This window comes from Brevundimonas olei, assembly GCF_037055245.1.
GTDB classification, from domain to species: Bacteria; Pseudomonadota; Alphaproteobacteria; order Caulobacterales; family Caulobacteraceae; genus Brevundimonas; species Brevundimonas olei.
Genome location: NZ_CP146369.1, coordinates 1,803,720 through 1,822,853, shown reverse-complemented (window position 1 = coordinate 1,822,853; position 19,134 = coordinate 1,803,720). Strand labels below are relative to the sequence as shown.

The window sequence follows — 19,134 nt, the reverse complement described above, 5'->3', positions numbered from 1 at the left end:
GCACAACGGACGCTCCTTCTGAGCGCGCACAAACACGGTGACCTATCAGTGAGCGAAAATGCCTAACGAACCGTAGCTTGGCCGTAATTGCGAACGCCGCCCCCGAGGTTCGGAGGCGGCGCCCAGCACATCTTCGTGATGCAGCTTATTTCAGCAGCATGCCGTCGCCGAAATAGGCGGCCTGGTCGCCCAGCATCTCTTCGATGCGCAGCAGTTGGTTGTACTTGGCCGTCCGGTCCGAACGGGCCAGCGAACCAGTCTTGATCTGACCGCAGTTGGTGGCCACGGCCAGGTCGGCGATGGTCGAGTCCTCGGTCTCGCCCGAACGGTGCGACATCACGGCGGTGTAACCCGCGCGGTGCGCCATATCGACGGCGTCCAGCGTCTCGGACAGGGTGCCGATCTGGTTGACCTTGATCAGGATGGAGTTGGCCAGGCCCTCGCCGATGCCGGCGGCCAGACGGCGCGGGTTGGTCACGAACAGGTCGTCGCCGACCAGCTGGACACGGTCGCCCAGGCGATCCGTCAGCAGCTTCCAGCCGTCGAAGTCGTCCTCGGCGCAGCCGTCCTCGATCGAGACGATTGGGAAGCGTTCGACCAGATCGGCCAGATAATTGACCATGCCCTCGGCGTCGAAGGACTTGCCCTCGCCCGCCAGCTCATACTTGCCGTCCTTGAAGAACTCGGTCGAGGCCACGTCGAGAGCCAGGTGGAAGTCTTCGCCAGCCAGATAGCCTGCCGCCTGACCCGCCTTGGTGATGAAGGTCAGGGCTTCGTCGGCAGAGGCCAGGTTCGGGGCGAAGCCGCCCTCATCGCCGACGTTGGTGTTGTGGCCGGCGTCCTTCAGCGCCTTCTTCAGCGCATGGAAGATTTCGGCGCCCATGCGCAGGCCTTCCGAGAAGCTCTCGGCGCCCGTCGGCATGATCATGAATTCCTGGATGTCGATCGGGTTGTCGGCGTGGGCGCCACCGTTGATGATGTTCATCATCGGCGTCGGCAGGATGCGGGCCGAGACGCCGCCGATATAGCGGTGCAGGGGCAGACCGGCCGAGATGGCGCTGGCCTTGGCTACGGCCAGCGACACGCCCAGCATGGCGTTGGCGCCCAGGCGCGACTTGTTCTCGGTGCCGTCCAGTTCGATCAGGGCCTCGTCGATGCGGCGCTGGTCCTCGGCGTCCATGCCGGACAGGGCGTCGAAGATCTCGCCGTTGACGGCGTCGACCGCCTTCTCGACGCCCTTGCCGCCCCAGACGTCCTTGTCGCCGTCGCGCAGTTCGACGGCTTCGTGCGCGCCGGTCGAGGCGCCCGACGGCACGGCGGCGCGGCCGAAGCTGCCGTCTTCCAGGATCACGTCCACTTCAACCGTCGGATTGCCCCGGCTGTCGAGAATCTGGCGGGCGACGATGTCGACGATATCGGTCATGAATCTCTGCGCTCTGACTGAGTTGGGAAAGGTCGGGCCGGTTTAGACCAGACCCGCTTGAATCGCCACAGGCGAGACGACGGCGAACATATGCGAAAACGGCGCGCGAGAGGCTCGCGCGCCGCTGAATTTGCGCCCGGCCGGAGCCGGATCGCCAGAGGAGACCTTAGTCTTCTTGCTGGGTCAGAACCTGACGGCCCTTGTACATGCCGGTCTTCAGGTCGATGTGGTGAGGACGACGCAGCTCGCCGGTGTCCTTGTCTTCGACATAGGTGTTGGCGCCCAGGGCGTCGTGAGCACGACGCATGTTGCGACGCGAGGGGGAAGTTTTGCGCTTCGGAACGGCCATGTCCGTCTCAATCTCTAAGTCGGTGCGCCGGTGAAGACGCGAAAACAACAGCGGCGGCCCCCCGATAAGAGCCGCCACGCGAGGGCGGGCTTATGCATGAAGCCGCAAGGGATTTCAAGTCGCGGAATGATAATGGTTCGGCCCGCCGCCGCCTCGACGAGGGTGGCGTCCGGCCCATCCCTACGGCAGAGTTCCGGCGCTGAATATCATGGGAGGACGACATGCGCGATTCTTGGCGCGATATCTGGATGACGACGGCAGGGTCTGTCGCCTTCATCGGCCTCCTCGCCGGAGCGCCGGCTCAGGCTCGGGAACCGTCCACGTCGAGCATCGCGGTTCTGGCTCTCCCCGAAGCGGCGGCCTACCCCGAGGGCGTGACGGTCGATCCGGCCACCGGCGCGATCTACACCACCAGCGCCAATACCGGCGTCGTCGTCAGCGTTGATCCCGAAAACAGGGTGCCCATCGTGATCGGCGATCCGCTGGATATGGCCGACGCCCGCCCCGCGACGCCGGTTTCAGTGGCTCTGGGCCTCAAGGCCGATGGCGAAGGACGCCTGTGGGTCGCCGGCGCGCGGACAGGCTCGATGCATGTCGTCGACATCGCCACCGGTCGACGGCTGGCGCGCTTCACCACCCCCGAAGGCGCGGCGCTGATCAACGACGTGGCCCTGACGACCGATGCGGCCTACTTCACCGACACCGTGCGGCCAGTGCTATGGCGCGCGCCGCGCGATCCCATCGCCGATCAGGCGCTGCAGCCCTGGCTGTCGTTCGAGGGAACAGCCATTCGCTACGGCGAGGACGCCAATCTGAACGGAATCGCGGCGACGCCGGACGGACGCTATCTGCTCGTCGTGCAGATGAAGGCCGGCAAACTTTTTCGAATCGATACGAGCACCCGCGAGATCACGGTGATCGACACAGGTGATTCGGCGCTGGACGGCGGCGACGGCCTGGCGTTGCACGGTCAGAGGCTGTTCGTGGTGCGTCAGTGGTCCGAGGAGATCGTGGCCCTGGATCTGTCGTCCGATTTCACCACGGCGACAGAGGCGAAGCGGCTGACGTTCGCCGAACTGGCCTGGCCCGCCACGGCCGCCGTGCGCGGCGACCGCCTCATCGTCGCCAACAGCCAGTTGAACCGTCGCGGCTCGGGAGACCCCGTCCTGCCGTTCAGCCTCGTCTCAATTCCGCTGTCGGCGTTCGACTGATCGTCAGGCTCAAGCCGAGCCTGCCAACGCCTCGGCCGCCGCCTCGCCGATCGCAAGGGAACTGGTCAGGCCGGGGCTTTCGATGCCGAACAGGGCCATCAGGCCGTCGATGCCGTGATGCTCTCGGCCATGAAGCTGAAAGTCCGGCTGCGGCTCGCCAGGACCATGCAGCTTGGGCCGGATGCCCGCGTAGTCGGGGGTCAGCCGCTCGACCGTCACGCCGGGCCAGAAGCGGCGGATGTAGCGGGCGAACTCTTCCGCCTTGGCCGGATCGACGGAATAGTCCTCGGTCTCGACATAGGCCAGGTCGGGGCCGAACACCCCCTGCCCCCCCAGATCCTTGCGGTAGTGGGTGCCCAGCGCGCCGGGGATCGGCGGCGGATAGATCAGGCGGTTGAACGGCGCCGCGCCCGTCAGACGGAAGTAGATCCCCTTGCCCAGATGACGCGCGGGAATATCAGCGGCGGGATAGCCGTCGATTCGAGCTGCGACGTCTTGAGCCGACAGGCCAGGCGCCGTGACCAGAAGGCGGCTGGTCACGGTCATCGCCCCCTCCCCGCCCACGCGAACAGAGAAGCCGCCGCCCGGCAGGCCTTCCGCCCCCTCGAAAGGCGCGGAGATCACGACCGCGCCGCCCGCGTCCTCGATCTCGCCCTGCAGGGCCAGCATATAGCCGTGACTGTCGAACACGCCGCTTTCGGGCGACAGGATGGCGGCGTGGGCGTTCAATTCCGACTCAAGCGCCCGCGCCTGGGCGCCGGTAAGATGCTCCAACCGCTCGACGCCGTTGGTCGTCGCCTGCTGGAAGATGGCCTCGATGCGCTCCACCTCGGCTTCCTCGGTCGCAACGACCAGCTTGCCGCACTTCCAGTGGTCGACCTTTCGACTTTCCAGGAAATCATAAAGGGCGCGCCGCCCTTCGACGCAGAACTTCGCCTTCAACGAGCCGGTCGGATAATAGAGTCCGCCGTGGATCACCTCGGAGTTACGCGAGGAGACGCCCTGACCGATATGCGGCTCCTTCTCCAGCACCAGCACCGTCAGGCCGCGTCGTGAAAGCGCTCGACCGCAGGCCAGCCCCACAGCTCCCGCGCCCACGACCGTCGCATCGAAGTCGAAAGGCGCGCCCATGGTTCTACCTCTTGCCGTAGAGAGCCTTGGCCCGGCTCTCGAAACACTGGATCAGCTTGTCGACCGCCCGGTCGAAGTTCGCCTGAAGCATCATGTCCAGCATGCGCGACTTGAAGGCGAAGTCGATGGAGAATTCCAGTCGCGTCCCCTGCGGGTGCGGATGGAACTCCCAGCGGTTCTTCAGGTGTTTGAACGGGCCGCGGATCAGGCCGACCTCGACCTTGGGCGCGTGCACGTCATGACGCACCCAGGTCGAGAACTTCTCGGTCAGGAAGGCGAATCCGACCCCGGCCTCGGCGTCCAGCAGATGCACGCCCGGCGCCTCGTCCCGCACGTTCCAGACGCGCATGGCGGTGATCCACGGCACGAAGTCGGGATAGGCGCGCACGTCCGCCACCATGGCGGCGAGTTGCTCGGGCGCATAGGGCAGGATGCGCGTTACGCGATGGACGGCCAAGGATTCAGCGGCCGTTCCGGGTCGACAACTGGGCCTCGCGGGCCGCGCGCAGCCGGGCGAAGTCGTCGCCCGCGTGGTGCGACGAGCGCGTCAACGGCGAGGACGACACCATCAGGAAGCCCTTGGCCCGCGCGATCGCCTCATAGGCCTTGAACTCTTCGGGCGTGACGAAGCGGTCGATGGCGGCGTGCTTGCGCGTCGGTTGCAGGTACTGGCCGATGGTGATGAAGTCGACGCCGGCGGAGCGCATGTCGTCCATCACCTGCATGACCTCTTCCTTGGTCTCGCCCAGACCGACCATGATGCCGGACTTGGTGAACTGGTTCGGGTCACGCTCCTTGACCATCTGCAGCAGACGCAGCGAGTGGAAGTAGCGAGCGCCCGGCCGGATCTTCAGATACAGGCGCGGAACCGTCTCGAGGTTGTGATTGAAGACGTCGGGCGTGGCGTCGATCATCACCTCGGCCGCGCCGTCCTTGCGCAGGAAATCGGGGGTCAGGATTTCGATGGTGGTGTTCGGCGCCTGGATGCGAATCTGGCGCACCACCTCGGCGAAGTGGGCGGCGCCGCCGTCCGACACGTCGTCGCGGTCCACCGAGGTGATGACGACGTGGTTCAGTTCCATCTGCGCCACGGCCAGACCGACCTTGGCCGGTTCTTCCGGGTCCAGCGGCTGCGGCAGGCCGGTCTTGACGTTGCAGAAGGCGCAGGCCCGCGTGCAGGTGTCGCCCATGATCATCAGGGTGGCGTGCTTCTGGCTCCAGCACTCGCCGATGTTCGGGCAGGCGGCCTCTTCACAGACGGTGTGCAGCCCCTTGGAGCGCACGATGTCCTTGGTGGCGTTGTACTGGCCCGAGCCGGGCGCCTTGACGCGCAGCCAGTCAGGCTTCTTCAGCACCGCCGATTCCGGGCGGTTCTGCTTTTCAGGGTGACGAAGCTCAGACGGCTTCTTCTGCAGGGTGTCGATCAGCGTGACCATCGCCGGCGGTCTGGCTCCTGTTTCTGAAGGCGGTATGTCGGCCTTCCGATGTGCAAAGGCAAGGCACAGTCGGTTTCAGTCCGACATTGGAACGGCCTCACGCGACGTTACGCATCTTTTCAAGGCGACCTTACGTCACTAGGTTCCGGCCTCTTGTAACCGAGAGGGCCGCGCCAGAGCTCTCCGAAGGAGGACGTGCTTGCTGCGGGCAGCCCTGGACCCCAAGGTCTATGAAGAGACTCTGTTCGACGCGCTGATCGATGCGCGCGCCCGCTACGGCGACAAGGAGATTCTGGAGGACCAGGATCGCCACCCCCTGACCTATACCGGCCTGATCCGCGCCGCCTTCGTGCTGGGCCGCAAGATCGCCAGACTGACCCAACCGGGCGAGCGCGTCGGCGTGCTGCTGCCGTCTAGCGCAGGCGTGGTGGTGACTTTCTTCGCCCTGCACGCCTTCGGCCGCGTGCCGGTCATGCTGAACTTCACCTCGGGCGAAGCCAATCTGAAGGCGGCGCTGAAGACGGCGAGCGTGAAGAAAATCCTGTCGGCCAAGCGCTTTGTGACACAGGCCAAGCTGGACGACCTGATGGAGGCCCTGGGCGAGGTTTCCGAAATCGTCTGGCTGGACGACATCCGCAAGACCATCAGCCTGGCCGACAAGCTGTACGGCCTCAGCGCCGGCATGGCGCCCAAGCGGTTTCGCGTGAAGACCGCCCCGGATTCGGCGGGCGTGGTCCTGTTCACCTCGGGCAGCTTCGGCGCGCCCAAGGGCGTGGTGCTGAGTCAGAGGAACCTGGTCGCCAATGCGCGCCAGGTGGCGGCCCACATCGACCTGGACCCCGACTGGGTGATGTTCAACCCGCTGCCGACCTTCCACTGCTTCGGCCTAACGGGCGGGGTCATCCTGCCGCTGCTGCAGGGGTTGAAGGCGTTTGAATATCCCTCGCCGCTGCACGCCAAGCAGATCACCGATCTTCTGCCCCAGGTGAAGGCGTCGATCCTCTTCGCGACCGACACCTTCCTGAACCAGTACGCCCGTGTGGCCGAGCCGGGCGATTTCGCCACCCTGAAGTTCGCGGTCGCCGGAGCCGAGAAGGTGCGCGAGGAAACCCGCGCCGCCTTCGACGCCAAGTTCGGCGGCCTGACCCTGCTGGAAGGCTATGGCGCCACCGAGGCGGCGCCGGTCGTCGCCGTGAACCATCCCGACCGCAACCGACCGGGCACGGTGGGCCAGATCCTGCCGGGCATGGAATACCGCATCGAACCGGTTGAAGGCATCGAGGTCGGGGGGCGCCTGTATCTGCGCGGACCGAACGTGATGGAAGGCTACATCTCGCCGAACGACCCGGACAATCTGGAGCCCCTGGCGGACGGCTGGCACGACACCGGCGACATCGTCGATATCGACGCCGAGGGCTACATCACCATCCTGGGCCGGGTGAAGCGCTTCGCCAAGATCGGCGGTGAGATGGTGTCCCTGACGGCGGTCGAAGGCATGGCCGGCACCGTCTGGCCGACCGGCCACCACGCCGTCGTCGCCGTGCCTGACAGCAAGAAGGGCGAGCGCCTGGTACTGGTCACCGACGTCGCGGAGGCCGAGAGCTCACGCCTGACCGAATGGGCGCGTGACAACGGCGCGCCCGAACTGGCGGTGCCGAAGAAGATCATCAAGGTCGAAAGCATTCCGGTCCTGGGCACCGGCAAGACCGACTATGTGACCATCCAGAAGAAGGTCGAGGATGAATTGAAGAGCGCCTGACAAGGCGCTTGCCGTTCGACGCCAGTGTCATAACCTCGGCCGTCCGGTCCCGCTCGCGGGGCGCAACGGCCGAGGAGGTTTCATGGCCCGACGTTCGACATCCCTGGCCGGCTGGGAGCCGCATTTTCTCAGCCTTCTGAGAATTGTCTCCGGCCTGCTTTTGCTTCAGCACGGCGCGCAGAAGATTCTGGGTTTTCCGCCGGGCGGTCGCGGCGGCGGAGTCGATCTGTCGACTCTGGCCGGTTGGTCCGGTCCCATTGAACTGGTCGGCGGCGTCCTGTTGGCGCTGGGCCTGTTCAGCCGCCCGACGGCTTTCATCCTGTCCGGCTTCACCGCCGTGGCCTATTGGATGGTTCACGCGCCGCAGAGCCCTTACCCCATCAACAACGGCGGAGAGCTGGCGGCCCTCTACTGCTTCGTCTTCCTGTACCTGGTCTTCGTCGGGCCGGGGCCGTGGTCGCTGGACAACGCCCTGCGCGGCGGCCGACGCTAAGAAACGAAACGCGGCGTCCGGTCAGCCGATCCGGACGCCCGTCATCGAGATCGATCCGCCTTCGATCACATCATTGAAGAAGCGGGCGGACTCGCCCGACGCCTGCTGCGCGGCGACATAAAGCAACGGCAGATAGTGTTCGTCCGTCGGAACGCTGAGCTGCGCCTGTTCGGCCAGGTGGACCCAGTCGATCAAGGCGTCGTGGTCGCCCGCCATGAAGGCGCGCTTGACCGCCTCATTGAAATCGACGGCCCAGTCATAGGGCTCGCCGCCCGCCCGCTTCCACGTCCGCAGATTGTGCACGAAATCGCCCGAACCGGCGACGATGACGCCTTCGTCCCGCAAGGGGCGCAGGCGCTGGGCCAGTTCATAATGGGCGCGGGCGTCGAGGGTGCGGTCCAGCGACAATTGCACCACGGGCACGTCGGCGTCCGGCCAGACATGGGCCAGGACGGACCAGGTCCCGTGATCCAGTCCCCACTGCGTCGTCTGCACTGCGTCTGTCAGTTCCGCCACCCGGTTCGCCAGCGAGGGCGAGCCGGGCGCAGGATACTGCATGGCGTGAAGTTCGGCCGGGAAGCCTCCGAAATCATGGATGGTTTCCGGCAGCTCCTGCGCCGTCACGCCCAGCCCGCGCGTCTCCCAGTGAGCCGAGACCATGACGACGCCTTTCGGCTTGCCGATCTCCTGCCCCAACGCGCGCCAGGTGTCCGCGAAGGGACCGCCCAGCGCATTCATGGGGGAGCCGTGACCAAAGAAGAGTGCGGGCTGGCGCATGATCTTAACCGTGCAGCTTCCTGGCGATTTCCGCGACATGCTTGCCCTGGAAGCGGGCGCCGTCCAGTTCATTCTGGCTCGGCATGCGCGAGCCGTCGCCCTTGGTCAGGGTCGTGGCCCCGTATGGGGTGCCGCCGGTGATCTCGTCCATGTTCATCTGGCCGGCGAAGGCGTACGGCAGGCCGACGACAACCATTCCCTGGTGCATGAAATAATGATGCAGGCCGAGGAAGGTCGTCTCCTGGCCGCCGTGCTGGGTGGCCGAGGCGCTGAAGGCGCTGCCGACCTTGCCGACCAGCTTGCCCTGCGCCCACATGCCGCCCGTCTGATCCAGGAAGGCGCGCATCTGCGAGGCTGCGGTGCCAAAGCGGGTGCCGGCGCCCAGGATGATGGCGTCATAGTCGGCCAGTTCCGCCACCGTGGCGATCGGCGCGGCTTGATCCATCTTGTAGCCTGAACTGCGCGCCAGCTCTTCCGGCACGGTTTCGGGGACGCGCTTGATGTCCACGACGGCGCCTTCGACCTGCCGCGCGCCTTCGGCGACGGCTTCGGCCACCTGTTCGATGTGGCCGTAGGTCGAGTGGTAGAGGACGAGAATCTTGGGCATGGCCGCTCCGGCAAAACTGAAACGATGCATACAGCAACAGCATCAGTGCCTGATTTAACGTCATGTTGCGGCGCCGCAAGGCCTTCTTGTCAATTTTCTCAACGATCGCCGATCGGACAAACGCGATCGTAAAAGGCGCTTTCGCCCGGAACCCGCGCGCCCCGCGACAGCAGGAAGCGGTGTTCGACCACCATGGCCTGCTGCTCGATGTTCAGGCCGATCCATTCGCAGCGCTCATCGACAGGATAGACGTACGCGCCCGGCCCGTCGCCCGCCTTGAGCTTGCCGGTCAGCAGATTGACGCCGTTCTGGGCCTGCCAGACATGGACCAGTTCGTGAATGAAGACCGCCTGAGTTCGCAGCGACGCCTGCGACAAATCCGGCGCCAAGGTCGCCCTGGGCCAGACGATCCAGTCGCGGCCGAACCAGCGTCCCGGCACGAAGGCCCGGTTGAACGGCCAGGGCGAGCCCAGGAAGCGGATGCCGTCCAGCCGCAAGTCACGCCCGAACACTTCGCGCGCCAGCGCCGCCTCGCCATGCGCAAGCGGTCGGATCATCGACCGACCCACTCCCAATGCCAGGGCTCATAGACATAGGGGACGAAGCCGAACCGCCCGGCGTGCTTGACCAGCCAACGATAGGTCGGCGTCTGGCTCATGTAGCGGCGACTGTGAACGTCAGTGGAATCGACGCCCATGCCCTGCAGGTGGCCGACATAGAGGTCGACGGCCGCGCCTGTCCGGTGCGGCGAGCAGACGGCGCGTCTCAAGCCGTCGCAGTTGCCGTCGCGCGCGCATCGCGCCGCGTCGGCCTCCGGATCGCGGAACGAGGAAAAGATGCGCAGCAGTTCCGGTTCGGCGGCGATCTCCGGAACTTCGGCGCGGGCCGCCGTCGCCATGGCGCGATAAGCGTCCAGCACGTCGCGACGCAGCAGACGCGTCAGGCGTTCGGCGTGTTCCTCTCCTGTCGTCAGATAGGCCAGGTCGGCGACGGGGGGCGGATCCGGGCATTCTCCCCTCACCCGCGCCATGACGAAGGGTCGCCGCTCCTGCCACAGGCCCCGCAACACTTGAAAGGTCGCCTGGTCGAACCGGCCGCTGGCCGTGACCCCATAGCGCGCCTGGAACGCGGCCAGAGATTCGGCAAAGCCTGCCGATGTCGGATCGCAGGGCGAACCGACCTCCTGTTGGATCAACGGGACATAGGCTTCCCAGCCCAACTCGGACGGCCCGAACGGAACCCACTCCAGCGCATAAAGGGAGATGGCGTTCGCCTCGGCCGTATCGTCCCAGGCGCCGGACGCCCGGTCGCAGATCTGGGCGGTCGGCACAGGTTCCGGAGCCTCGGCGTGAGCCTGTCCGGCGAAGGCGGCGATCAAGGCGGCGATAACGAAGGCGGACGCTTTCCACATGACCACAGCAGGCCTCAGGTTGAGAGTCGCCGCAAGCCCTCCGCGGTCTTCGCGCCTGCGCCGAAAACCTGCATGGTGACCGTTGCGGCCGACTCGCGCCGCGAACAGGCCGTGACCGCATGACCGCAACCGCAGCGCCTTCGTCCGCCCTCGCCGCGCCCGACGCGCCGCGTCGTTCCAACGCCATCCTGGCCGCCTTCTCAGGCCCCTGCCTGCCGCTGGCGGCTTTCGGCGTGGCCCTGCCCGTCACCTTGCCGGAATTCTACGCCACCCACGTCGGCATAGAGATGGGCATGGTGGCCGCCGTCTTCATGGCGGTGCGGCTGATCGACATCCTGTTCGATCCCTTCATCGGCTGGGGCATGGACCGGACGCGCACGCGCCTGGGCCGCTATCGCCCGTGGATGGCCGTGGCCACGCCGATCCTGATGCTGGCGGCGCTGATGATGTTCGTGACGGTCCAGCCGGGCGCGGGGCCGATCTATCTGTTCGCCTGGCTGCTGGTGCTCTACCTCGGCTTCTCGATGGGCACGCTGGGGCAGTTGGGCTGGGCCGCTGTTCTGGCGCCGCAGTATGACCAGCGCAGCCGGGTCTACGGCTGGTGGCAGGTGTTCAACATCATCGGCGTGATCCTGATCCTGATCCTGCCGACCATCGTGGTGAAGACGGGCCTGGGGAACTACGTGGACGGGGTGCGCATCATGGGCTGGGCCATCATCATCGCCCTGCCCCTCACCATCGGCCTGGCCATGGTCGCCGTGCCCGAGCCCGTCAACGCCGGCGCCGCGCCGCATGGCGGGCCGCGCGCCTATCTGGCCCTGTTCAGGATGAAGACGGTGCGCAAGCTGCTGATCGCCGACCTGCTGCTGGGCATTGCGCCGGGCATCACGGGGTCGCTGCTGTTCTTCTTCTTCGGCCAGATCAAGGGCTACGGCCATACCCAGGCGTCGCTGTTCATGCTGATCTACTTCATGGCCGGCCTGGTCGGGGCGCCCGTCTGGGCCTGGCTGGCGACGAGGATCGGCAAGGATCGCGCCCTGGCCGTAGCCAGCCTGATCTTCGCCGTCTTCTACGTCGGCGCGACGCTGGTTCCCGGCGGGAACTTCGCCCTGACGGCGGTCGCGATGTTCATCGCGGGTCTGCCCTATGCGGCGGGCCTGTTCCTGCTGCGCGCCATGATGGCGGACGCGGGCGATGAGGTGCGGCTGGAGACGGGCGTGGACCGCACCGGCCTGATGTTCTCCATCCTGTCCGCCACGACCAAGATGGGCCACGTCTTCGCCCTGCTGCCTTACGCCATCCTGCCTTTGGTCGGGTTCAAGGCCCTGCCGGGGCCGGAGGGGAACAGCGAGTTTTCGCTGCTGATCCTGCAGATCCTGTTCATCGCCGTGCCGGGCCTGCTATTGGCGGCCACGGCCTGGGTGCTGAAGGGCTATCCCCTGACCGCACGCAGGCACGATGAAATCCGCGCCGCCCTGGCGCAAAGAGACGCCGGACACGCCTGAATGACTCACCCCGTCGACCGCCTGAAAGACATCATGGTTCGCCTGCGCGATCCGAACGGCGGCTGTCCCTGGGACGTGGAGCAGACCTTCCAGACCGTCGCTCCCTATACGATCGAGGAGGCCTATGAGGTCGCCGACGCCATCGAGCGCGGCGACATGGACGAACTGAGGGTGGAACTGGGCGACCTGCTGTTCCAGGTCGTCTTCCACTCGCGCATGGCTGAGGAAGCCGGGCATTTCCGGCTGGAAGACGTGGCCGAGGCCATGGCCGACAAACTGGTTCGCCGCCATCCGCACGTCTTCGGCGACGAAGCCGCCAAGGCCACCGGCCCGGCCCAGAAGGACCGCTGGGAAGACATCAAGGCCGCCGAGCGCAAGGCCAAGGAGCAGCACGGCGTGCTGGACGACGTGCCGGTCGGCCTGCCTGCCCTCACCCGCGCCGCCAAACTGACCAAGCGCGCGGGGCGTGTCGGATTCGACTGGCCCTCCACCGACGAAGTCTTCGACAAACTGGCCGAAGAGGTTCAGGAACTGCGCGTCGAGATCGCCGCCGGCGACAAGGAGAAGGCCCGCGAGGAGCTGGGCGACCTGCTGTTCGTCGTCGCCAATCTGGCCCGCAAGCTGGAGGTCGAGCCGGAAGACGCCCTGCGCGCCGCCAACGCCAAATTCGTTCGCCGTTTCGAGTTCATCGAGGCCGAACTGAAGAAAGACGGCCGCACGCCGGAGCAGTCCGACCTGTCCGAGATGGACGCCCTGTGGGACGCCGCCAAGGCCGCCGAGCGAGCGTGAACCGAAGCCCGTTCGACCTCATCATCTTCGACTATGACGGGGTCATCGCCGACAGCGAACTGCTGAACAATGCGGTCATGGCCGAACTGCTCAGCGAAATCAGCCTGCCGACCACGCTGGACGACGCCCTGGCGACCTATCTGGGCAAGCGCTGGCTGGACTGCGAGGCGCTTATTTCGGAACGACTGGGCGCGCCTTGCCCGCCTGGCCTGCAAGACGAATGGACGCGGCGCTGTCACGATCGCGCCCGGCGCGACCTGACGTCCGTCGCGGGGTTCGACGCCTTCCTGGCGGGACGCGAGGAGCCGCGTTGCATCGCCTCCTCCAGTCCGCCCGACTGGATCGAGCTGGGTCTGCGCCATTTCGGGGCTCATGACGTCTTCGGCGGCCCGATCTTCAGCGCCGCCGTTCATGTCAGCCGGGGCAAGCCGCATCCTGACCTGTTCCTCTACGCCGCCGAGGCGATGAAGGCCGCGCCGGAGCGCACCCTGGTGATCGAGGACAGTCCGACCGGCGTGCTGGCGGGTGTGGCGGCGGGCATGACAATCGTCGGCCTGTGCGCGGGCGGCCATGTCCGCGGCGATCACTCTCAACGTCTGAAACAGGCCGGCGCGCACCAGGTGTTCGACAGCTACGCCGACCTGGCAGGCTGGATCGCCGAGACGGCCTAGACGTAGCGCAATTCCTGCAGGTCGATCTCGCGGATCAGCTTGCGCGCCGTCTCTTCGTCGATCAGTCGCTGGCGGCCGAGACGCACCAGTTCCTCACGCTCCGCCGCAAGGCCGGTCAGGCGCAGGCGGCGCTCGATGTCATCGGCGCGGCGCGCCTGGACCACGGCGTCCTCCTCCATGCTGGTGCGCATGTCGATGCGGTGGCGATAGACCTCCATCACTCGCGTGGCGGTTTCGGCATAGAAGTCGGGATCGACCTTGCCCTCGGCCATGGCGTGCTGAGCGTCCTCAATGGCTCGGATTGCGGCCCAAGCGGCGGCTACGCGGGATCGGTTCTCTTCGGCCTGATGGTCATCCTCCGGCGGAAGCTGCACGCCCCTCAAAAGACGAGGCAGGGCGATCGTGGCCAGCACCAGGGAGACGATGATCACGCCCGCCGCCAGAAAGATGGCCAGGTTCCGCGCCGGCATGGGCGAACCGTCGCTCAGGTAGAAGGGCAGCGTCAGAATGCCCGCCAGGGTGATCGCCCCGCGCACCCCCGCCAGCGACATGACGGCCACCAACCGCAGCCCGACCTTGGGCGGGGCGCTGCGGCCCTTTCGACGGAACAGGGTCAGCTTCAGCGACGTCCACACCCAGACGAAACGCAAGGCCGCCAGGGCCGCGACGATGGCGAAGACATAGACGCCCAACCACCAGATCTCGTCATGATCGGTGGAACGGATCACCTCGGCCGCACGCGCCATGATGGACGGCATCTGCTCGCCCAGGATGACGAAAATCAGGCCGTTGGCGACGAACTGCACCGTGTCCCACACCACGGCGCGCCGAATGCGGGTCGCGGCTAGGGCCGAGCCCTGCCGCTCGGTGAAGCTCATCGTCACGCCCGCCGCCACCGCCGCCAGAATGCCCGAGGCGTGGATGGCTTCCGCCGCCAGATAGGCCGCGAAGGGCATCAGCAGACTGATTAGGATCTGCCCGCCGACGTCCTCGCCCCAGCGGCGGCTGATGAAGGCCTTCACCAGGCCGATGACGAGGGTCACGACGATGCCGACGGCCACGCCGGCCAAGGCCAGCCAGGCGAAGGTTCCAAAAGCGCTGCTCAGGGAAAAGGCGCCGGTCGTCGCCGCCAGCACGGCGATCCGCATGCAGGTCAGGCCGCTGGCGTCGTTCAGCAGCGACTCGCCCTCCAGGATGTGCATCAGCCGCTTCGGGATCGGCGCCCGCCCTGCGATGGCCTGGACTGCGATCGGGTCGGTCGGCGACAGGATGGCCGCCAGGGCGAAGGCCACGGCCAGCGGCATGGCCGGGATCAGCCAATGGATCAGGAAACCCAGCCCCAGGACGGTGAAGACCACCAGTCCCAGCGCCAACTCCAGGATCACCACCCTGTCCCGGAACAGCGCCTCCTTGGGTATGCGCCAACCGTCCACGAACAGCAGGGGCGGCAGGAACAGCAGGAAGAAGATATCCGGCTTCAGATCGACCGACTCGCCGGTGATCAGCACCACCCCCGCCCCAAGCGCGATCTGCACCAGCGGCAGGGCGATGCGCGTGATCCGAGCCAACCACCCTGACAGCACCACGGCCAGCAACAGGAAGAGGATGGTCTCGATCAGGTGCATGACAGGATTAGTCGATCACGTCCGGATACAGCCGTTCAAGTCGCCCCAGCGCGGCGGGATGCAGTCGGACCGTCAGATGGACCCGGCCGTCATCATCCGTCTCGCGCCTCGTCACACGGCCGTTGGCGTACAGCCACGCCAGCAGGTCGCCGCGATGCGGCTCGACCGTCAGATGAGTCTCCGGATCGTCGTCGATCAGACCGGCGATGGTCTCGCGCAGGGTCTCGATCCCCTCGCCCGTCCACGCGGACACGGCGACAGCCTGACCGTCGCGCGCCAGACGCTCGGCCTGACCGACGATGGATTCGCGGGTTTCCGGCTCCAGGAGGTCGATCTTGTTCCAGACTTCGAGGATGCGGCGCGTCTTGCCCTCGGGCGTTGGAATCTGCTCCAGCACGGCCTCGACGTCCTTGGCCTGGGCCGCGCTGTCGGGCGAGGCGATGTCGCGCACATGCAGGATCAGGTCCGCCTCGCCGACTTCCTCCAGGGTGGCGCGGAAGCTCTCCACCAGTTCGTGCGGTAGGTCGGAGACGAAGCCCACGGTGTCGGCGATGATGGCCGGCCGCCCCTGGGGCAGACGAATGGTGCGTTGGGTCGTGTCCAGCGTGGCGAACAGCAAATCCTTGGCCAGCACCTCCGACCCGGTCAGCCGATTGAACAGCGTCGACTTGCCCGCATTGGTGTAGCCGACCAGGGCGACCGACGGGAACGGAACCTGTCGACGCGCCTTGCGGTGCAGGCCGCGCGTGCGGCGCACCTCTTCCAGCTCTGCCTTCAGCCGCACGATGCGGTCGGCGATCATGCGCCGGTCCAGCTCGATCTGGGTTTCGCCGGGGCCGCCCGTGCCGCCCGTCCCGCCGCGCTGGCGTTCCAGGTGGGTCCAGGTGCGGACGAGGCGCGAGCGTTCGTACTCAAGCCGCGCCAGCTCGACCTGCAGCCGCCCCTCGCGCGTGCGAGCGCGGCGGCCGAAGATCTCGAGGATCAGACCGGTGCGGTCGATGACCTTGATGTCCCAGAAGCGTTCCAGGTTGCGCTGCTGCACCGGCGTCAGCTGGTCGTCGACGACGACCGCCTCGGCGTCGGCGGCCAGGATCAGGGCCGAAATCTCTTCCAGCTTGCCTCGACCGATCAGGGTGGCGGGCGTGACCGAACGCAGGCGCACGATTTCCTGCGCCCGCACGTCAAGGTCCAGCGCCTGGGCCAGGCCCACGGCTTCTTCCAGGCGTTCGGACGCATGGCGCGCATTGTCGCCACGACGGTCAGGATGGATGACGACGGCCCGGATCAGCGGGACGGCGTGGTCAATGAGTTTGGAGGTCAATCAGTCTTCTTCGGCGTCGGGCTCGTACAGTTGCACGGGCGCGGACGGCATGATGGTCGAGATGGCGTGCTTGTAGACCAGCTGCGATTGGCCATCGCGACGCAGCAGCACACAGAAGTTGTCGAACCAGGTGACGATGCCCTGAAGCTTGACGCCGTTCACCAGGAAGATGGTCAGCGGCGTCTTCGTCTTGCGGACGCTGTTCAGGAAGGTGTCCTGGAGGTTCTGTCGTTTGTCTTGCGACATGGCAGGTTGATCCTGTTCTTGGTCTTTTTCATCAGCGGCGGAATGGCCGCGAGGCGGAACATCGCCCGCATCCGCGACTTTAGCCAAGCCCCCGCCGGTGCGGCAACGCCTTAAATGGCTTCGCGGCGCGCCTGTTCCAGATAAATCTCGCGCAGACGGGTCGCAACCGGGCCCGGCTTGCCGTCGCCGATGCGGGTTCCGTCCAGCGAAACGATCGGCATGACGAAGGAACTGGCCGCCGTGACGAAGACTTCGCGCGCGCGCTTGGCCTCCTCGACGCTGAAGGCGCGCTCTTCCAGCTCGATACCTTCCGCCTCGACCAGCTTGAGGATCGCCGCGCGGGTGATGCCGCGAAGGATGTTGGCCTGGGTGTCGCGGGTCCGCAGCTTGCCGTTCTCATCGATGATCCAGGCGTTGGTCGAGGAGCCCTCGGTCACCATGCCCATTTCATCGAACAGGATGGCTTCGTAAGCGCCGCGTTCACGCGCCGCCTGCTTGGCCAGGGCGTTGGGCAGAAGGCCGACCGTCTTGATGTCGCAGCGGCCCCAGCGCATGTCGGGCTGGGTGACGCCGGCCGCGCCCCTGGCGGCCAGAGCTTCGCCCTTCCTCAGGTCAATAGACTTGGCGGTGATGATGACGCTGGGCGCCACGTCCGTCGGGAAGGCATGATCGCGGGGCGCCGTGCCGCGCGTGATCTGGATATAGACGATGCCGTTGCGCACCCGGTTCCGGCGGATCGTCTCGCGCAGGACGATGCCCAGCGACTCGGCCGACATGGGAATGTCGATCCGCAGCTCGGTCAGGCTGCGGGCCAGACGGCTCAGGTGCCCCTGATAATCGGCCAGCCTGCCGTCGAAGACCGACCAGACCTCATAGACGCCGTCAGCGAACTGGAACCCGCGATCCTCGATATGGACCACAGCCTGGCCGTGCGGCTGATAGACGCCGTTCACATAGGCGACCCTGGACATCAGGCGCCCTCTCCTTCCTCGTCTCCGCCGCGTGCAGGCGATACGCCCAGCGACTTAAGCTTGCGATGCAGCGCAGATCTCTCCATGCCGATGAAAGCGGCCGTGCGCGAGATATTTCCGCCGAACCGCATGATCTGGGCCGACAGATATTCCCGTTCGAACACCTCGCGCGCCTCACGCAACGGCAGGGCGATGATGCGGTCCGCGCTGAGCGAGGCGGGGCTAGCGGATGAAGCCACCTCCTGCGGCAGCATATCGGCGGTGATGGGCTCGTCCGGCCCGCCGGTGGCCAGGATCAGCAAACGTTCGATGTTGTTGCGCAACTGGCGGACATTGCCCGGCCACGGATGAACCTGCAGCACGGCCAGGGCGTCGTCGGCGATGCGACGATGCGGCAAGCCCTGGGAGGCCGACAGATTGTCGACGAAGTATTCGACCAATTCGGCGATGTCCTCGCGTCGCTCCGACAACGGCGGCACGCGGATCGGCACAACGTTCAGCCGGTGAAACAGGTCCTCGCGGAAACGCCCCTCGGCGATCTCGGTGCGCAGGTCGCGGGCGGTGGAGGTGACGACGCGCACGTCCACCTGCACGTCCTGCTCGCCGCCGACGCGGCGGAAGCTCTGTTCGACCAGGACGCGCAGGATGCGGCTCTGGCTTTCGCGAGGCATGTCAGCCACGTCGTCCAGATAGAGGGTGCCGTTATGGGCCCGCTCGAAGACGCCGATCTTGCGTGGGCGGCCGTCGCCGCCCTCCTCGCCGAACAATTCGACGTCCAGGCGCTCGGGCGTCATGCCGGCGGCCGAGATGGCGACGAACTCCGCCTTCGCCCGGGGGCTGGCTTCGTGAATCTGCCGGGCCACCAGTTCCTTGCCCGAACCAGGAGGGCCCGAGATCAGGACGCGGCTGTTGGCCGGCGCCACCTTGGTGATCGTGGTGCGCAGCACCTGGGCGGCGACCGACTTGCCGATCAGTCCGGTGGGCGTCAGCGTCTGGGCGCGCAGGCGCCGGTTCTCGCGTTTCAGCGCGGCCGCTTCCAGGGCCCGCTCCACCACCACGACCAGGCGGTCGGACTTGAACGGCTTCTCGATGAAATCATAGGCGCCGCGCTTCAGCGCGCTGACCGCCGTTTCGATGTTGCCGTGACCCGAGATCATGACGACCGGCAGGTCCTCATCCAGTTCGCGCACGACATCGAGCAGTTCCAGCCCGTCCAGACCGCCGCCCTGCATCCAGATGTCGAGTACGGCCAAGGAAGGCTTGCGCGCGCGGATGGCGGCCAGCGCCTCGTCCGAATTGGCGGCCGTGCGGACCGAATGGCCCTCGTCCTCCAGCAGGCCTGACACCAGTTCGCGGATGTCGGCCTCGTCGTCGACGACCAGAATATCAGCACCCGTATTACGCATGAC

The 19,134-nt window shown here is 66.4% G+C and carries 20 protein-coding genes; 6 read left to right on the top strand and 14 right to left on the bottom strand.

What is annotated here, in order from left to right:
• Positions 1 to 145: 145 nt before the first annotated feature.
• Together eno and rpmF are read right to left on the bottom strand one after the other, a co-directional pair.
• Positions 146 to 1,423: a phosphopyruvate hydratase gene (eno, locus tag V8J38_RS08685; RefSeq protein WP_291775151.1), complete on the bottom strand. Its 1,278-nt coding sequence runs from the start codon at positions 1,421 to 1,423 to the stop codon at positions 146 to 148.
• A gap of 166 nt (positions 1,424 to 1,589) precedes the next feature.
• Entirely contained in the window at positions 1,590 to 1,772 is a 183-nt protein-coding gene (gene rpmF / locus V8J38_RS08680; protein WP_024352840.1) for a 50S ribosomal protein L32, read from the bottom strand.
• Positions 1,773 to 1,993: 221 nt separating this feature from the next.
• Here rpmF and V8J38_RS08675 point away from each other — a divergent pair, with 221 nt between their 5' ends.
• Positions 1,994 to 2,983, top strand: a complete 990-nt coding sequence (locus V8J38_RS08675; protein ID WP_338574958.1) for a hypothetical protein — start codon at positions 1,994 to 1,996, stop codon at positions 2,981 to 2,983.
• A 9-nt stretch (positions 2,984 to 2,992) separates the two neighbouring features.
• On the opposite strand, the gene V8J38_RS08670 is transcribed toward V8J38_RS08675, so the two are convergent.
• The 3 genes from V8J38_RS08670 to lipA are packed head-to-tail and all read right to left on the bottom strand — an operon-like array spanning position 2,993 to position 5,550.
• Positions 2,993 to 4,114 (bottom strand): NAD(P)/FAD-dependent oxidoreductase, encoded by a 1,122-nt coding sequence (locus tag V8J38_RS08670; RefSeq protein WP_338574956.1) that lies wholly within the window; start codon positions 4,112 to 4,114, stop codon positions 2,993 to 2,995.
• A 4-nt stretch (positions 4,115 to 4,118) separates the two neighbouring features.
• Positions 4,119 to 4,571 carry a type II toxin-antitoxin system RatA family toxin gene (locus V8J38_RS08665; RefSeq protein ID WP_291775143.1) on the bottom strand — a complete coding sequence of 151 codons (453 nt, stop codon included), beginning with the start codon at positions 4,569 to 4,571 and terminating at the stop codon, positions 4,119 to 4,121.
• Positions 4,572 to 4,575: 4 nt separating this feature from the next.
• Positions 4,576 to 5,550, bottom strand: a complete 975-nt coding sequence (gene lipA / locus V8J38_RS08660; protein WP_338574952.1) for a lipoyl synthase — start codon at positions 5,548 to 5,550, stop codon at positions 4,576 to 4,578.
• A 202-nt stretch (positions 5,551 to 5,752) separates the two neighbouring features.
• Between lipA and V8J38_RS08655 the strand changes: the two genes are divergently transcribed.
• Together V8J38_RS08655 and V8J38_RS08650 are read left to right on the top strand one after the other, a co-directional pair.
• Entirely contained in the window at positions 5,753 to 7,309 is a 1,557-nt protein-coding gene (locus V8J38_RS08655) for an AMP-binding protein (protein WP_422388341.1), read from the top strand.
• An 82-nt stretch (positions 7,310 to 7,391) separates the two neighbouring features.
• A complete protein-coding gene (locus V8J38_RS08650) occupies positions 7,392 to 7,802 on the top strand; it encodes a DoxX family protein (RefSeq protein ID WP_338574948.1) in 411 nt (136 codons plus the stop codon).
• Positions 7,803 to 7,823: 21 nt separating this feature from the next.
• On the opposite strand, the gene ygiD is transcribed toward V8J38_RS08650, so the two are convergent.
• The 4 genes from ygiD to V8J38_RS08630 all read right to left on the bottom strand — a co-directional run bounded on the left by ygiD (position 7,824) and on the right by V8J38_RS08630 (position 10,597).
• Positions 7,824 to 8,579, bottom strand: coding sequence for a 4,5-DOPA dioxygenase extradiol (gene ygiD, locus V8J38_RS08645; protein WP_338574945.1), 756 nt, complete (start codon positions 8,577 to 8,579; stop codon positions 7,824 to 7,826).
• A gap of 4 nt (positions 8,580 to 8,583) precedes the next feature.
• Positions 8,584 to 9,186 carry an NAD(P)H:quinone oxidoreductase gene (wrbA, locus tag V8J38_RS08640; RefSeq protein ID WP_338574942.1) on the bottom strand — a complete coding sequence of 201 codons (603 nt, stop codon included), beginning with the start codon at positions 9,184 to 9,186 and terminating at the stop codon, positions 8,584 to 8,586.
• A gap of 98 nt (positions 9,187 to 9,284) precedes the next feature.
• Positions 9,285 to 9,743, bottom strand: coding sequence for a hypothetical protein (locus tag V8J38_RS08635; RefSeq protein WP_338574940.1), 459 nt, complete (start codon positions 9,741 to 9,743; stop codon positions 9,285 to 9,287).
• Positions 9,740 to 10,597: a D-alanyl-D-alanine carboxypeptidase family protein gene (locus V8J38_RS08630; RefSeq protein WP_338578615.1), complete on the bottom strand. Its 858-nt coding sequence runs from the start codon at positions 10,595 to 10,597 to the stop codon at positions 9,740 to 9,742. Before V8J38_RS08630 ends, V8J38_RS08635 begins: the two co-directional genes overlap by 4 nt.
• Before the next feature lie 119 nt (positions 10,598 to 10,716).
• On the opposite strand from V8J38_RS08630, the gene V8J38_RS08625 reads away from it, so the two are divergent.
• Genes V8J38_RS08625 through V8J38_RS08615 form a run of 3 tightly spaced genes read left to right on the top strand, consistent with a single transcriptional unit; the run spans position 10,717 to position 13,562 of the window.
• Positions 10,717 to 12,102: an MFS transporter gene (locus tag V8J38_RS08625; protein WP_338574937.1), complete on the top strand. Its 1,386-nt coding sequence runs from the start codon at positions 10,717 to 10,719 to the stop codon at positions 12,100 to 12,102.
• A complete protein-coding gene (gene mazG / locus V8J38_RS08620) occupies positions 12,103 to 12,891 on the top strand; it encodes a nucleoside triphosphate pyrophosphohydrolase (RefSeq protein WP_338574934.1) in 789 nt (262 codons plus the stop codon). It abuts the gene before it with no gap.
• Positions 12,888 to 13,562 carry an HAD-IA family hydrolase gene (locus tag V8J38_RS08615; RefSeq protein WP_338574931.1) on the top strand — a complete coding sequence of 225 codons (675 nt, stop codon included), beginning with the start codon at positions 12,888 to 12,890 and terminating at the stop codon, positions 13,560 to 13,562. The genes mazG and V8J38_RS08615 overlap by 4 nt, the downstream gene beginning before the upstream one ends.
• Here the strand turns inward: V8J38_RS08615 and V8J38_RS08610 are convergent.
• The 5 genes from V8J38_RS08610 to V8J38_RS08590 all read right to left on the bottom strand — a co-directional run bounded on the left by V8J38_RS08610 (position 13,559) and on the right by V8J38_RS08590 (position 19,131).
• The gene (locus tag V8J38_RS08610) at positions 13,559 to 15,187 is read right to left on the bottom strand and encodes a Na+/H+ antiporter (RefSeq protein ID WP_338574928.1); all 1,629 of its coding nucleotides are present in this window, start codon (positions 15,185 to 15,187) and stop codon (positions 13,559 to 13,561) included. The two genes, V8J38_RS08615 and V8J38_RS08610, sit on opposite strands and share 4 nt — an antisense overlap.
• 7 nt (positions 15,188 to 15,194) lie before the next feature.
• Positions 15,195 to 16,508 carry a GTPase HflX gene (gene hflX / locus V8J38_RS08605; protein ID WP_338574926.1) on the bottom strand — a complete coding sequence of 438 codons (1,314 nt, stop codon included), beginning with the start codon at positions 16,506 to 16,508 and terminating at the stop codon, positions 15,195 to 15,197.
• Complete coding sequence (gene hfq, locus V8J38_RS08600) at positions 16,509 to 16,754, bottom strand: RNA chaperone Hfq (RefSeq protein ID WP_003164861.1); 246 nt, start codon at positions 16,752 to 16,754, stop codon at positions 16,509 to 16,511.
• Positions 16,755 to 16,864: 110 nt separating this feature from the next.
• Positions 16,865 to 17,725 (bottom strand): D-amino-acid transaminase, encoded by an 861-nt coding sequence (locus V8J38_RS08595; RefSeq protein WP_338574900.1) that lies wholly within the window; start codon positions 17,723 to 17,725, stop codon positions 16,865 to 16,867.
• A complete protein-coding gene (locus V8J38_RS08590; protein WP_338574898.1) occupies positions 17,725 to 19,131 on the bottom strand; it encodes a sigma-54 dependent transcriptional regulator in 1,407 nt (468 codons plus the stop codon). Before V8J38_RS08590 ends, V8J38_RS08595 begins: the two co-directional genes overlap by 1 nt.
• Between the last annotated feature and the right edge of the window lie 3 nt (positions 19,132 to 19,134).